The sequence below is a fragment of the Spiroplasma endosymbiont of Halictus nicosiae genome (genome assembly GCF_978018445.1).
Window position 1 is genome coordinate 1,408,467 of record NZ_OZ389573.1, and the last position, 15,416, is coordinate 1,423,882.

At 25.6% G+C, this 15,416-nt stretch carries 14 protein-coding genes, 3 pseudogenes and 1 riboswitch; of the genes and pseudogenes, 7 read left to right on the forward strand and 10 right to left on the reverse strand.

Annotated elements, in window-relative coordinates; translation table 4 throughout:
- Positions 1-4: 4 nt before the first annotated feature.
- From ACZ91P_RS09710 to ACZ91P_RS09730, 5 genes and pseudogenes are all read right to left on the reverse strand, one after another.
- Positions 5-616 carry a bifunctional 4-hydroxy-2-oxoglutarate aldolase/2-dehydro-3-deoxy-phosphogluconate aldolase gene (locus ACZ91P_RS09710; RefSeq protein ID WP_465155518.1) on the reverse strand — a complete coding sequence of 204 codons (612 nt, stop codon included), beginning with the start codon at positions 614-616 and terminating at the stop codon, positions 5-7.
- Positions 616-2,604: a transketolase family protein gene (locus ACZ91P_RS09715; protein ID WP_465155521.1), complete on the reverse strand. Its 1,989-nt coding sequence runs from the start codon at positions 2,602-2,604 to the stop codon at positions 616-618. The genes ACZ91P_RS09710 and ACZ91P_RS09715 overlap by 1 nt, the downstream gene beginning before the upstream one ends.
- A gap of 46 nt (positions 2,605-2,650) precedes the next feature.
- Positions 2,651-3,274, reverse strand: a complete 624-nt coding sequence (locus ACZ91P_RS09720; protein WP_465155523.1) for a deoxynucleoside kinase — start codon at positions 3,272-3,274, stop codon at positions 2,651-2,653.
- Between the two features lie 19 nt (positions 3,275-3,293).
- Positions 3,294-4,004, reverse strand: coding sequence for a purine-nucleoside phosphorylase (gene deoD / locus ACZ91P_RS09725; protein ID WP_338988813.1), 711 nt, complete (start codon positions 4,002-4,004; stop codon positions 3,294-3,296).
- Positions 4,005-4,403: 399 nt separating this feature from the next.
- A riboswitch (cobalamin riboswitch) is annotated at positions 4,404-4,575 on the reverse strand.
- A 570-nt stretch (positions 4,576-5,145) separates the two neighbouring features.
- Positions 5,146-6,123 (reverse strand): annotated as a pseudogene (locus ACZ91P_RS09730) (IS30 family transposase).
- Positions 6,124-6,189: 66 nt separating this feature from the next.
- Between ACZ91P_RS09730 and ACZ91P_RS09735 the strand changes: the two are divergent.
- The 5 genes from ACZ91P_RS09735 to ACZ91P_RS09755 all read left to right on the forward strand — a co-directional run bounded on the left by ACZ91P_RS09735 (position 6,190) and on the right by ACZ91P_RS09755 (position 10,297).
- On the forward strand, positions 6,190-7,926 hold the full coding sequence (locus ACZ91P_RS09735; protein ID WP_465155526.1) for a hypothetical protein: 1,737 nt from the start codon (positions 6,190-6,192) through the stop codon (positions 7,924-7,926).
- A 730-nt stretch (positions 7,927-8,656) separates the two neighbouring features.
- Positions 8,657-9,040 (forward strand): hypothetical protein, encoded by a 384-nt coding sequence (locus tag ACZ91P_RS09740; RefSeq protein ID WP_465155529.1) that lies wholly within the window; start codon positions 8,657-8,659, stop codon positions 9,038-9,040.
- A complete protein-coding gene (locus ACZ91P_RS09745) occupies positions 9,007-9,468 on the forward strand; it encodes a hypothetical protein (RefSeq protein ID WP_465155531.1) in 462 nt (153 codons plus the stop codon). Before ACZ91P_RS09740 ends, ACZ91P_RS09745 begins: the two co-directional genes overlap by 34 nt.
- Before the next feature lie 83 nt (positions 9,469-9,551).
- The gene (locus tag ACZ91P_RS09750; protein WP_465155533.1) at positions 9,552-9,704 is read left to right on the forward strand and encodes a hypothetical protein; all 153 of its coding nucleotides are present in this window, start codon (positions 9,552-9,554) and stop codon (positions 9,702-9,704) included.
- Positions 9,705-9,706: 2 nt separating this feature from the next.
- Entirely contained in the window at positions 9,707-10,297 is a 591-nt protein-coding gene (locus tag ACZ91P_RS09755; protein WP_465155536.1) for a hypothetical protein, read from the forward strand.
- A 7-nt stretch (positions 10,298-10,304) separates the two neighbouring features.
- On the opposite strand, the gene ACZ91P_RS09760 is transcribed toward ACZ91P_RS09755, so the two are convergent.
- The gene (locus ACZ91P_RS09760) at positions 10,305-10,436 is read right to left on the reverse strand and encodes a hypothetical protein (RefSeq protein WP_465155538.1); all 132 of its coding nucleotides are present in this window, start codon (positions 10,434-10,436) and stop codon (positions 10,305-10,307) included.
- 64 nt (positions 10,437-10,500) lie between these two features.
- Between ACZ91P_RS09760 and ACZ91P_RS09765 the strand changes: the two genes are divergently transcribed.
- Entirely contained in the window at positions 10,501-10,953 is a 453-nt protein-coding gene (locus ACZ91P_RS09765) for a hypothetical protein (protein WP_465155541.1), read from the forward strand.
- Positions 10,954-10,967: 14 nt separating this feature from the next.
- On the opposite strand, the gene ACZ91P_RS09770 is transcribed toward ACZ91P_RS09765, so the two are convergent.
- From ACZ91P_RS09770 to ACZ91P_RS09780, 3 genes are all read right to left on the reverse strand, one after another.
- Complete coding sequence (locus tag ACZ91P_RS09770) at positions 10,968-11,456, reverse strand: lipoprotein (RefSeq protein ID WP_465155544.1); 489 nt, start codon at positions 11,454-11,456, stop codon at positions 10,968-10,970.
- Between the two features lie 93 nt (positions 11,457-11,549).
- Positions 11,550-12,179 carry a hypothetical protein gene (locus ACZ91P_RS09775; protein WP_465155546.1) on the reverse strand — a complete coding sequence of 210 codons (630 nt, stop codon included), beginning with the start codon at positions 12,177-12,179 and terminating at the stop codon, positions 11,550-11,552.
- A gap of 66 nt (positions 12,180-12,245) precedes the next feature.
- Entirely contained in the window at positions 12,246-12,374 is a 129-nt protein-coding gene (locus tag ACZ91P_RS09780) for a hypothetical protein (protein WP_465155548.1), read from the reverse strand.
- Positions 12,375-12,775: 401 nt separating this feature from the next.
- Between ACZ91P_RS09780 and ACZ91P_RS09785 the strand changes: the two are divergent.
- Positions 12,776-13,549: pseudogene (locus tag ACZ91P_RS09785) on the forward strand (IS30 family transposase); the annotation flags it as partial.
- On the opposite strand, the pseudogene ACZ91P_RS09790 reads toward ACZ91P_RS09785, so the two are convergent.
- Positions 13,549-15,154: pseudogene (locus tag ACZ91P_RS09790) on the reverse strand (ribonuclease J); the annotation flags it as partial. The pseudogenes ACZ91P_RS09785 and ACZ91P_RS09790 sit on opposite strands and share 1 nt — an antisense overlap.
- Positions 15,155-15,416 lie beyond the last annotated feature (262 nt).

The window sequence follows — 15,416 nt, forward strand, 5'->3', positions numbered from 1 at the left end:
TCCTTTATTGATTAATTATTATTTCAAATGTTTTAAATTTTTCCATATCAAGACCTGTACTATTAATATCACCAGTGATAAAAGCACCGACAGCAACTAAATCATATCCTAAGTTTTTTGCTTCTTCGTAATTTGTTAAATTAATTCCTCCTGAAGCCATATAAACTTTTGTTGGAAAAAATGTTTTAATTGTTTGAATAAAATTTAATTTAAATGCTGTTGCTGGGAAAATTTTAATAATTTCTCATTTAGCATTAACAATATTATTAACTTCTTGTAGTGTCATTGCCCCTGGAATATACAGTAAATTATTTTGATGACAATATTCACTAACTGCTTGGTTAAAAACTGGACCTACTAAAAACTGAGCTCCGGCTGTTGCTGCTTGCATTGCTTGTTCTAATGTTAAAACTGTTCCTGCTCCAACTAAAATTGTTGGATACTTGTTACGAACAAAACTAATTAATTCTGCAACATTAGGAATTGTGAAAGTTAATTCTAAACATTTAACTTGTAAATTAATTAACTGTTCACAAATTTGTTGAGCAACAACATAATTATGATTTCGAATTACATAAAAAGTTTTATACTCTAATAGTTTTTCTAATGTAATCATTATTCTCCTAAATATGATTTAATTCTATTAATAATAGAAATTTGATCTAATTGCTTACACTTAATAACAGCATCCGCACTTCCCGATAAACCATAATCATCAACACCTAACATTAAGCCCGTTTTACCAACAAATTTATATCAAACATAATCATTTGAAAATTCAATTGCAATTACTTTTGTTATATTATTTGGTACAATTTTTTCCCGATACGCTTTTGACTGTTGTTCAAATAATTCAACACAGGGCATTGATACAATACGAATATTTTTCTTAATTGTCTTAGCTGCAACAATTGCTGGTGCTACTTCAGTTCCTGTTGCAATAATAATTGCCTCCAATGGTTTTGTCTCATCTTCAGCAACAACAATATATCCCCCTTTTAACGTTTGTTTTCAACATGTTTCTGCTAATTGATATGGGGTATCTTGTCGCGATAAGATTAAAGCTGATGGAGCACTTTTTGCTTCTACGCTTGCTTTAAAACACCCAATTGCTTCTTTAATATCCGCTGGACGAAACACATTTAAATTCGGACAATTTCGTAGCATTGCTAATTGTTCAACTGGCTGATGTGATTTTCCATCAAAACCAACACCGATTGAATCATGTGAAAAAGCAAAAATTACGGGTAAGTTTTGAATACAAGCCATTCGAATACATGGTTTCATATAGTCAGCAAAAATTAAAAATGTTGAATTAAATCCTTTCAAACCTTGGTGTAATTCAACACCAATGCTAATTGTTCCGGCAGCAAATTCACGCACTCCAAAATGAACATTATTATTTTGTGGTGTTGATGTTGTTCATGAACCATTATAACCAATAATTTTGGTTGCAGTACCCAAATCAGCACTACCTCCAAACATATTATTTAAACACTTTTGTTGATAATATTTAAACACATCACCCATAATAATTCGTGTTCCTGCTTTTTTATCTTTATCAGCTGTTAATAACGCTTCAAAATCTTTTAAATCAACCGATGGAATTACAAATAATTCTTCATATTCCTTTCGAAATGTTGCTTTGTAAGAAGTTATTTTTTTCTTTCATTCTTCATATTTTGTTGCTCCTCGTTTAGCAAAAGTATCTTGTCAATGTTTTTTAACATTATTATCAACATAAAATTGTGGATGATTAAAATCATAAAATGCTTTTACTTGTTCCATCTCCTCGGGAGTAAATGGTGAAGAATGCATAGGTGAACCTTGTTTTGGATGCCCATAACCAATAATTGTTTTACATTCAATTAATGTTGGTTTATCAGATTTTTGCGCTTGTTCAATTGCTTTTTGAATTGCTGGTAGATCCTCATCTGCGTTTTCAATTCGAATATAATTTCAATTTTGTGCTTCAAAAAAACGTTGATAATCAATTTTTAAAACAGCATCACATTTTGTATCTAATTGGCAATCATTTGAATCATATAACATAATTAATTTATTTAATTTTCATACCCCAGCTAATTGGATTGCTTCAATTGCTCCGCCTTCTTGCAAATCACCATCACTACATAAAACATAAGTATAATGGTCAATGATTTTATAATCTGGTTTATTAAATTTAGCTGCTAAATGTTGTTCAGCTAATGCCATTCCAACTCCATAGCCAACTCCTTGTCCTAGGGGACCAGAAGAATTATCCACTCCAGGAGTAACACCATATTCTGGATGAGCTGGCGTTTTTGAATTAATATGACGATAATTTTTTAAATCATCAATTGTTAAATTATAACCAGCTAAATGTAAAATCGCATATTGTAAAGTTGAAGCATGTCCTGGAGATAATACAAAACGATCACGATTAATTCAATCAGATACTGCCGGATTAGCAATTAAATTATTTAAATAAATTGCTTGCATCAGTGGTGCTGCACTTAATACAATCCCTGGATGGCCAGTTTTATTATAAATAATAGGATCTAGTCCTAAAATTCTTAAATTACTTAAACTTTTTGTTTCTATATTATTATTTGTGCTTTTCATTTTAATTTCCTCCTTATTAAATTAAAATATTAATAATAATTATTTTTTAAATTAAACAAGGAACTTTATTATCAAGAGGTAATAAATGTTGCATAATAATGCTTATTTTTTCTGAAAAATCATCACTGTCAGCATCAATAACAATAAATTTATAATCATTTTTTAATTCATGATATAAAATTTCATATTGTTCATTTAACTTTTCCCAGTAATAATATGGGGTTTCTAATTCTAATTGACGCCCACGTTGTTTAATTCGTTCAACCGCTTTTTCAGTTGAAACTTTTAAATAAATAATGACATCAAAGCCTAACTTTTTCTTCAAAATTGGAACAATAACATTTTGAAAAAAACGATTATAAACTTTAAAATCAATTTTATTCATAATTTTTAATAAGTGGGAAACTCGCACAAAAACAGGGTCTTCTAAAATTGTGCGGTCAAAAACAGTATCCTCTAAATTATCAATGTTGAAAAATTGCTCAATTCTTGTTATTAACATATAAATTTGCATTTTAAAGGCAAATCCTTCCATATCTTGGTAAAAATCTTTAAAATATGGATTTTCTTCTAATGGTTCTTTAAATAAATTATAGTTTAATTGTTTACATAATTCTTCACTAACTTTTGTTTTTCCTGCTCCAACGGTTCCAAAGACTGCAATTTTCATTTTATTGCTCCTTTCGTTTTTAACCCATTAATTGAACAGCAGTATCTAATGCTAATTCAACCATTGTCATAAAATTATTTTGGCGTTCCAATGCTGTAGTAACTTCTTTAGTTACAAGATGGTCAGAAACTGTTAATAATGTTGCTGCATGTTTTTGCGTAACAATTGCATTAGTAAACAAAGCATATGATTCCATTTCAACAACATCTAACTTATGAGTATGAGTAAAGTCTAATGAATCATCATAACGATAAAAAACATCTGCTGCATGAGCAATTCCCGTGTGAGTTTTAATTCCTTTTGCTTGTGCTACAGTTTCAATTTCATTAAATAATTTTTCACTTGCAGCAATTAAATTACTATCAATATTAGCTGCAATTTTTGCATAATTACTTTCGCCAAATGCTTCACGAACATTAAAGATATCATAAACTTTAATATTTGGATTATAACTTCCAGCTGAACCAATTCTAATAATATAATCAACATCATAAAACTTAAATAATTCGTATGAATAAATTCCAATACTTGGACAACCCATTCCACTTCCAGCAATTGTTACCTCAATGTTTTTATATTTGCCAGTATACATTAACATATTTCGAACTTCATTTACTAATTTTAAATTTGTTAAATATTTTTCAGCAACGGTTTTTGCCCGTAATGGGTCTCCCGGCATTAAAACAACTTTTGCAATTTCTTCTTTTTTGGCATTAATATGTGGTGTCATTTTTTTATTCCTCTCTTTTCTGCTTAATTTAATTACCAATAAATACACCTATCAATGCTATTTTTATTTAAAAAGTAAGGATATTTAAACAACACGAAAAAGAATATTGTTGCATATCCACATAAATGATGTTTAATTTCTACGATTATTTTAATTAATAATTTAAGACAATAGCAAAAATAAAACCATTTTTAATCAAATGCTATTAAACTTAATTATTAATTAATTTTATTATTTATTATCTTTTTTAAATAATACCTTTTGATAGGATTACTGCTTTAAATTAACAACTAAAAAACGCTTTTTGACGTCTTTCAAATTATTATTTAATAGTTTTCACTAATAAATAATTAATCATCTAACCCCAGAGATAATAACTATAAGTGCAGCATTGATATTTTACCAATGTTTTTTTAGATCGGTCTACTGGCTTAGTTTCACTTTACTCACTATTCCTTCTCAAGAAATATTTTCTTAATAAAATGATGTTAGCTTTCATCCACTTTACAGTTGCTGGGACAGCCTAGGATTCACACCTAATTCCCGTAACATCAAAAATTGCTTTTTAAAGTTGTTAAAATAATAATATAAAGTTTGCTTTTAAAATGCAAGTTAAAATTAACAAATTATTTACCAACTAAAAACAAACTAGGAAAAAGTTGATATTTTTATAATTAAAAATGAAATTATTCTCAGAAAAATCTAGAAGCATATAATAAAGATTGTAAATAATATTTATGGACCTTATTAAGTATTTTTACTCCTTTCAATTCCAATATAAAATCAAAAAATAGTCAACAATCTAGCCCACCATAAAAAATAATAGATAACATAATAAATCAAATAATAAGCAATCAATAACAAATAGTTATTTATTTGCAGTATTATTAAATAAATAATTTAGGTTTAGTTTTAAATTTTGTTATATTCCTTATTAATAGTAATCAGCAACACAATAAGATTTATAAACTGGCTCTGTGTAGATATAAACGGCAAATTTATATCTTGTTAAGTTAATAATAAAATATTTTTAATAAATTGCAACAACTTTTTCAGAAAAAATTAAATTTTTGTAATTTTATCTTATTTTTTCCATATTTAAGCACACTAAAAATAATTTATTAAATTTTAACTAATAAATTTATTTAAAATTTTGTAAAAACATTGTCTTTGCACTTAGTCAATTTAAACATGGTCGGAGTTTATCATTTATAACATTAACTACTCAATCTATCATTTTTTGACTAATATTATTAAAATCAATTCCCTTAGAAAGTCAATATCTAAATTCACCGTTCATATGCTCAATTAATGGTTTTTGTTGTGGTTACCGGGGTCACAAAAATAAAATTGTGTTTCAGCAAATATTTCCATTTCTTTTCATTTACTAAATTCTTTTCCTCTATCAGTTATTATTCCTTTAATTTTCCCAATTAAATTATTATTTTTAACAATATCTTTAAATTTTTCTAAAACTTCATTAGCGGTATTATTTTTTAATTTCATTACAAAATAATTTTTACTTGATTGTTCTACTAAAACTAAATTACTAGATTGATGGTCTTTTCCTACAACAGTATCCATTTCAAATCATCCAACATTAGAAACTTTATTTTCAATATCTCAAATTGATTTAAAGTTAGTTAATTTACCACGATTATCAGGTTTTCCTTTTGTTTTATATTTTTTACCACGATGGGGTATTTTCTTTTTTTAATCCAAATTCGCCTAAGCGAATTCATTTATACAACGTTTTAACACAAGCAGAAAATTTAACACCAAACTCCAAGAAATAACGATAAATTAATTGTTCGGGTGTATCGTGGTATTTATTAAATCTTATTTTAATAAAATCTAATTGCTCTTTTGTAAATTCAGGTAGTTTTTTAATACATTTTTTACGCTTTTTCTTATAATCTTTTTGTGCTTGATATGGATTATAATCTTGTATATTTTTAAATCGATTTATTTCTCTTTTAATGGTATTAATTCCGCGTCCCATTTGTCTTGATATTTCAGATAAATTAATTGTGCCATTTTTCTTTTTGCAAGTATCAGATAATAATAAATCCTTAAATAAATCTCGTTCATCAAATATTAAATGTTTAAATTTTCTCATTTTTATACAAATTCCTTTCATTTTTTCTTATAATGTATTATATATAAAATAAAGAGGTCAATAAATATGAAAGAATTTAGTAAAATTAATAATAAAAAACGAATTACTAGTTATGAACATTTAAATAAAAAATATGATTTAAATTTTAGTGACTATAATTTTGGTTTTGATTGAGAAATATTTAAAGATTTTGTTGGTGATAGTTATGCCCGATATTTTACTTCACCAAGTTTTTTTAAGTTTGTCTCAGCGGGGCGTGGTACTAATAAGACATGAAATCACCTAGCAGAAAAATTATTTTTTGCTTGTAATTTTACTGATGCTTCATCTAATATTTTACGAAGATATGCCAACACCCACGAAGATACTACATTTGGCGATACAATTAATGTCTGTAACTATTTATATGATAAATATGGGATTGATATAGGACCCGACAATGAAAATGGTATTGTTTGACCTAAAAACGTTAAAGAAGGTGGTGAAATTGTTTTTCCTAGTGGTGTTCGCATTGCTTTTGCGGGTTATGCTAATGGTAATAAAATTATGGGAAAAGTTGGTAAAGGGAGTGGTATTATATCAGCATGGACAGATGAAATGATACATGCTGAAGAAAAAGAAATTTTAACTGATAAAGAACTAGATAAAAGATATAATAATTTAAGAGTTTCAATGTTTCGTTCTAAAAGTTTAAAAGTATCTTATGAAAAATATGCTGATGAAAATGATAATGAACAATATAATTTAGATAATCCTATTCCAGTAAAAGAATTATCTTGGACATTTCAAGAATGAGACAACATAGCAAAACAATACATAATAGTAACAACATATTTTCATAAAACATATTCTAATCAATTTACTTTTAATCCTTTTGATAAATACCATGTCTTTTATGAAAAATTTGTAACGCCATATTTACCTTTAAATGAAAGGATTAAAAATATTTTAAAAGAACACAATCAAGTATATTCAGAAAACAAACAAGCATTTAATGGTTTGGGTATTTTTAATTTACGATTAACAATGGGTGCTGTTTGAAATAAAATACCTAATATTACTAAAAAACTTGTTTTAACAAACAAAGAAGAACGGCCTGATTTATTTGAACTTGAATACTACGGATTTGAATATAACGATAATGACCCCAGTATTTATGTTTTACGAAATTATCGTAAATATATTAAAGAATATAATTTACAAGATTTTTATAATCCAAATACAAAACAATATCAATTTGATAGTTATTCAATTGGTGTGGATTATGCTAATGGTAGTGAAGACCATACAGTGTTTTTATTTAGTGGTTATAAAATTAATGAAAATAATGAATATGATAAATATTTAATTGAAGAAAATGTTGTTACCCCAAAAAACGCAATGAATTTAAATGAAATAGTTGAATATTACGGACAATGAATAATTAATACATTTGATAAATTTGATGGTTTTGAATATGCTACATTTCATTATGATATTAATGCCCACGACTTTATGCAAAAATTACAAGAAGATATTTACCCTTATTTAGGCTATAAAATTAAAATGTTTAAAGCCAAAAAACATCAGACATCTCTTAATAAAGAAGCAGGTATAATCAATCGCGTAACCTGAATAAGAAAAATGTTTGTTCAAGGCAAAATATATGGCATATTAGATAACTTCCCATTTTTAGATAAGTGCATTAGTGAATTAAAATTTAGTGACACCAAAACAAACACACCCGATAGTAAAATGTACCATGACCCATATGACGCTTTATTTTATGGTTCGTATCCATATCGTTTTAAAATGGGAATATAAAATAGTTTTTTTAAAATTATTAAATAAATTTTAAAAAAACTATTTTAAAATATATTATAATATTATTGAAATAAAATTAAAGAATATTTCACTTAACTTTTATCTATATGTTTATTAAATCTGAAATAGCAGATTTTTTTAGGTTTTGGGCGAGCGGTTGATTTTCTTAAATTTTTGTGATAAAATGACTTACAAGTTAAAAAAGTTTTTGAGATTCTTTCAAACAAATTTGGGAACCTTTATAAAATTCTTTGCTTAACGCTTAGAATTTTTCCCAAGTATTTTGAAAAGTGCGGCAAAAGTTTTTTTAAACTTTAAGGCATTTTTCACAAACTTATGAAAATCACCGCGAGCCCAGATTAGTGTAATATAACTAGGATAATAATCATATTTAACCTCCTTTCTAAAATATATTTAAAAAAAGTTCTTGTATATATATATATATATATATATAATGTCAATGGATCTTGATAAAAAAGTTTCAAGATAAGAAAGGAAATTATATTAAATAAAAAAACTTTTAAGTTTATTAAGTGTATTTACAATTAGCGTAAGTACTGTACCCACAACAATTGCCGCTAATCCTTATCAAAAAAAAGAAAATAATTTAGAAAATTTAATAATTAGAAATAAAAGACAAAATAATGAAAATAAAATTACTGGAATAACAAAAATTGTAATTACAACAAATAGGGGTGTTGATTCTTCTGGTGTTGTCTTAAATAATAAAGTGTACTTTGGTTCATGAGATAATAATGTTTATGAATATAATCCAGCAATCGGACAACAAAAAATAGTTATTAATACAAATAGAAGTGTTGTTTCTTCTGGTGTTGTCTTAAATAATAAAGTGTACTTTGGTTCATCAGATAATAATGTTTATGAATATGATCCATTAGAATTAATTGAGTCTGATATTATTAATTTGCAAGAACAAATAAGAATAGGATCATATATATATTATAAAAAACAAAATATTAACTCTAATATTAAAAATATTTCTAGTATAAATTTAGATAATTTAAATTATATCGAAACAAAAGCAATTAAAACACTTTCAAAACAACAAAAAAAATATTATTGCCCTTTCATAATTATCACGAAGAAAAATTAAATACCTCAGAAAAGGAAATAATTTATAATTCTCCAGACAATGAGATAAGTGAAGAAATTACAAAATCAATTGAAATTCAAAAGGGATTAAGTATTACACAGGGAAAATCAGAAACAACAACTAAAACAACAGGAAATACAGGCAGTTTTGGAATAACTATTGGATTAAAAGCTGAAGCAAAATTTTTTGGAAGTGGATTTAGATTATCTGGTGAAACTAGAACAGATTATAGTTTTTCAAATGAAAGTTCTTATTTTACAGAAATAACATTAGAAAATCGTTTTAATTCTTCAAATATAAGAAAAGAAGAAAAAAAGGAATTAGTAAAAAAACAATTAAATCTCAACAAATTTCAATTGCCCCTAATAAAAAACTTATTTATAATAGTAAAATTTATAAGTATAATTGTGAAGATGTTTGAAATTTAACAAAAAAAATTAATGGTTCAATTAGTGTATTAATTAATAAAAATAATAATTATGAAACATTAAATATTTCTATTAAAGAAATTATGATTTTATTGAAAAAAAATGATCTTTTGCCAAAAGAAATTACTATAAATAATCAAGATAATTCAATTACGTGAACAGGAAAAATTGTAACAAAATATACTTGTGGTTTTGAACAAGATTTTAGCAGTGAAACAAAAATAGTTAATTTATAAAAATGAAAAATATATTAACTTTTTTATGTACAATCACTTTAATTGGAACAAGTACAATTAGTTTAGTTGCTTGTAATACAAATATAGCACTACAATACACCGAAGAACAATTAAAAGAACTAAAAGAAAAGAATAAAATAAATACAAAAGATGGTATTTTAGAATGAATAGCATATCAAGAAAAACAATTTAATCAAATTGATAATAAATGATATTTTGCTGTATGGCGTGGTTATAAAAATGCTGATTGGTGTATTATTAAGTTTAAAAATAATGAAATGACTATTAAAATTGATAATTCTAATAATCGGCAATTGCAGAAAACTGATTTAGGTATGGGAAGAGATTTATATATTACAAATGATTCAGGGGTTGTTAAATATATAACACATTGAACAGATGATAATGGTTCTTACTTTAAATCAGTTTATCGTTGAAATAATGATAGCGAACCAAATACACTGTTTATTTTACCTAAAACAGGACAAATTACAGATTGAAATTTAAAAAATCAAAATAATATTAATAAAAATTATGAAATTAAAGTAACTGTTAAAAACAAAGATATTTCAGAAAACTATATTTATCAATAGAAGCAAATTACTTTAATTGATTATCCATAACAAGTGAATTAGAAACAAATAATATACCTTCTCTTATTCCTGCTGAAATTAAACTATCTGATGGTGAATATGGCAAATATTTAACTAATTTAATTGTTTCTAATGACAAAATAAAAGATTATTTAAACTATTTTTCTCAATGAAATAAATTACTTTATTCTAAATCAAATTGAGTGAGTATAACTAAAAATTTAGTTGAGGACAGTATTAAAATAACTTTTTTAAAACACGAAAAACTATTTAATTTAAATCAAATCGAAATATCTGGCATATGATGTTATGGGAATTATGATATAAATATTTTTATTGAAAAAATAAATGAAAAAATTACTGAAGGAAAAGATATTAACTTAGAATTAATCAAAAATTGTCCTATCGGAACTAAAGTCAGTGGAAAAGACAGAAATACATATTTACAATTAATCGAAGATAATGAATGATATTTGTATAAAAATGGCATTGAAGATGAAAACTCATATTCAAATATCACAGTTCTTAATTTTTTAAAACAATCAAATAGTTTAATATTTTCCTATCGACCCACAAAAGAACAAATTAATATTAATAATTTACAATTATTTAATAAAAATAATGAAAAATTATCATTAATTACATTAGAAATATAAAAAGTTATTTAGATTTATAAATCTAAATAACTTTTTAATTTATTTTCAACATATATTTTTGGTTCGCTATCATTATTTCAACGATAAACTGATTTAAAGTAAGAACCATTATCATCTGTTCAATGTGTTATATATTTAACAACCCCTGAATCATTTGTAATATATAAATCTCTTCCCATACCTAAATCAGTTTTCTGCAATTGCCGATTATTAGAATTATCAATTTTAATAGTCATTTCATTATTTTTAAACTTAATAATACGCCAATCAGCACTTTCATCAACACGCCACACAACAAAATATCATTTATTATCAATTTGATTAAATTGTTTTTCTTGATATGCTATTCATTCTAAAATACCATTTTTTGTTTTTATATTATTTTTTTCTTTTAAATCTGCTAATTCTTTTTCGTTATATTGTGGTTTATTACAAGCAACTAAATTTGTTGTACTTGTTTTTATTAAAGTTATTGTTCCCAAAAGACTTAATATTTTTTTCATATTTTAATTCTACTATACTATAGCTGCTATTAATTCTGGTTCTGCCATTTCTCAAATTGATGAAAAAATACTAATAGATTTTTAACAAAATAATTAAAAAACATCTTCATGAATTAATACGATACCGTTTTCTATTTGATTAAATAAAATATTAAAAATTTGTTCCCCCGTCATTGAAATTTCTGTAGTTTGATCTGGAATAAATTCAGCTTCACTGTCTCTTCATGGATCTCTAACATAATAAGTATCTTCAAGTATATTTTCTTTATTTGGTTTGATTCCAACAATTAATGCAGCATGATAAGAGCTATCACATCCTTCATCATCATATTCGTCGTCATCAAATAAACCACCAAACATAATAGGAGATTGTCTAGAAAGAGATTTCCATATTAAATGTCTTATCCACATTCTTTTTTCTATATCATTTAATCTATTTCAAAATAATCGAGTTAAATCAATTTTCTTTAAATTAAATCCCAAATTTTCCTGAATTATCGGGTTTGTGTTTAATATTTCAATTACCTTTGATAATGAAGCGCCATCATTTGCATTGTTTGGAAAAAAACTTGCAATTTCTTCTTGTTCCATTTCTTTAAGATCTTTATTAATAATAATATTATTACTAAATATATTTTTTAAAATTGCAATAACACATCATCAATCATGTATTTGAAATTCCATTGGTTTTTTCATGCTAGTTTTTCTTAAATCAATTAACACATCTTCTAATATTGGATATGTTATTTCTTGTCTTTTAACTCTATTTAAATTTTTTAAATTATTTGTTTATAAATAACTAATTTCATTATTTTCTAATTTAGTTTCTTCTTTTTGATAAGGACTAGCGGCAATTTTTGTTGGTACAGCAGTTCCACTAATTGTTAATACACTTAATAAACTAAGTAATTTTTTCATTTTTTATAATTTCCTATCTTTTATCTTGAAACTTTTTTCAAGATCTATTGACATTATATATATAAGCACTTTTAAATATATTTTAGAAAGGAAATTATACAAATGATTATTATTGTGATTATATTGTACTAAATCTGGGCTCGCGGTTATTTTTATAAGTTTGTGAAAAATGCCTTAAAGTTTAAAAAAACTTTTGCCGCGCTTTTCAAAATACTTGGGAAAAATTCTAAGCGTTAAGCGAAGAATTTTATAAAGATTCCCAAATTTGTTTGAAAGAACCTCAAAATCTTTTTTAACTTGTAAGTCATTTTATCACAAAAATTTAAGAAAATCAACCGCTCGCCCAAAACCTCAAAAAACTATATAATTAGCTTTGTATATAAAAGAAAGGATTTTTTAAAATGGATAAAACAAAGCATCATTTTACTTTTAAAGAAAGAGTAATGTTAAAAGATTTATTAGAACTTGATTCTTTAAAAAGAAAAAATGGTAAATCGAATATATCTAAAATAGCAAAAATATTGCATAAAAATCGCAATACAATTAGACAAGAAATAAAAAGGTTAAAAGATAATGAATATGACGCTAAATTAGCACACGAAGATTATTTACAAAAACGACAAAAATGTTTTAAAAAATCATCATTATTGCTAAATATTTTAGAATGACTAGATGAAAAATATAACAAATTTCATGATTCACCAGAACAAATCTGTAAAAAATATGAAAAAGAGTTTGGTATTAAATTCCCGGTATGTTTTAAAACTTTATATAAATATATTCATTTGGGATTTTTAAATTTCAAGAAAGATAATTTGTATTTTCATGGTAGAAAATATAAAACAAAAAATAGAATTGATAACCGTGGAAAAATAAGAAATTTTAGAACTATTGAAGAAGCAAAACATGATAAAAATGAATTTGGTTGATTTCAAATGAATACTATGGTTGGTAAAAATAATAGTATTTGTTTAGTTTTAATCGAAGAATTAACCCAATTTAAAATTATTGAACCATTAAAAGAAAAAACAACAAAAGAAGTTACAAACGCATTAAAATGAATTTTTTCTAACAGATTTTTTAAAGATAGATGCAAAGGAACAATAACAGATCAAGGCAAAGAATTTGCTGATTGAGAAAAAATTGAAAAAATAACAAATGCTAAAGTATATTTTGATTCATTAATAATATTTCCAGATTCTTTAACATAGAAACTTCCTCTTGAAATAATGCGTGGTGGTGTTAGTAATTGATTATTTTGCGAATCAATTGAAATAACAACAGCAATTAACCCATCTTTTGATAAAATTTCACGGTCACGAACAACAGCGGTTGTTTGCCCTGATAAATCTTTTTTATCAACATAAACAGCTTCAGCTTCAATTCTTTTACCAATTGCTGCTGTTCCATTTAATAGTTCAATTTGATCACCATTAGCACAAATAAAGACATTATCTTTTGGGACATTGACACTAATTGCTGTTTCAACCATGTTGGCGAAGCATACGATAGTCACCATGCATTGGCATAAAGTATTTTGGCTTCAATAGGGTAAATAATAATTTTTGTTCTTCTTGTGAAGCATGACCAGACGTATGGATTTGATTTAAAGGACTATTTTCTTGCACAATAGCACCAGCACGAACTAGTTTATTAATAACTCGTTCAACATCAGCTTGATTGCCGGGAATTGGTGATGATGAAAAAATAGCAGTATCACCAGGAATAATAGAAATATGTTCATGTTGATTATTTGCAATTCGGGATAATGCTGCCATTGGTTTACCTTGGCTTCCAGTACAAATAATTAATATTTCATTATCTTTATAGTTTTTAGCATCATTAGCTTTAATAAATGCCTTATCAGAAATTTTTAAATGTCCCATTTGACGAATAATTTTAATAATGCGATCTAAACTTCGACCAAACACTAAAATTTTTCGTCCATATTTATTTGCAATTTCAACAATATGTTGAATTCGATGAACATTTGAAGCAAAAGTTGAAATTAAAATTCGCCCCTTAGCTTTAACAAATAATTCACCAATATTTTTAATAATTTTTGTTTCAGTTTGAGTGTAACCCTCAACTTCAGCATTGGTACTATCATCAGCGATTAATAACATAACACCTTCTTGCTCCATATTTGCCATTCGTTCAATATCAGCACGATGTCCTAATGGTGTTCAGTCAAATTTATAATCACCAGTTGAAACAACTTTTCCATTTGGAGTAACTACTGAAATTCCAAAGGCATCAGGAATACTATGATTAACAGCAAAAAAGTTAATTTTAAAGTTTTTTGTTTTAATAACACTCATATTATCAACTTCTTTAACAATTGTTGTTTGTTCCAATTTTGCTTCTTTTAGACGATCACGAATTAAAGCAGCTGCTAATCGTGGTGCACAAATAATTAAAATATTAACTTCCCGTAATAAATAGGGAATTCCACCAATATGATCTTCATGGCCGTGTGTAATAAATAATGCTTTTATTTTTCGTTGGTTTTCTTTTAAATAATTATAATTAAAAATAACAGCATCAACTCCAAGCATTGTTGAACTTAGAAATTTAACTCCTGCATCAAGCAAAATTAACTCTTCATCATGCTCGATACAATATGTATTTTTTCCAACTTCTTCTAATCCAACTAAAGCAAACACTTTTGTTGGAATTTTATTTTTAACAACATTTTGGATTGGTTGTTTTGTTACTATACTAGTTGGTTTTGTAACTATTGCTTTGTTTTTACTTGTTTCTTTCTTTTCTTCATTCATTGAAATTATCACCTCATAATTCTAAAATTAACGCATAGTTTTTTCTTTATTAAATTGGATATTATTAAAAAGAAAAAAATTAATTTACTAGTATCCAAGAAATTATAACATAAAGATTAGTAAGATTACCAAAAAAACTTTTGTTTTAAAAAAAGTTAAATATTATTTTTATAAAATAATTCAATCACTTTTTTCATTCAAGGTTCGGTTTTATTAATTAAATCATAATAAAGTTTTCCTTCTAAATGCCCTTCCCTTGTTC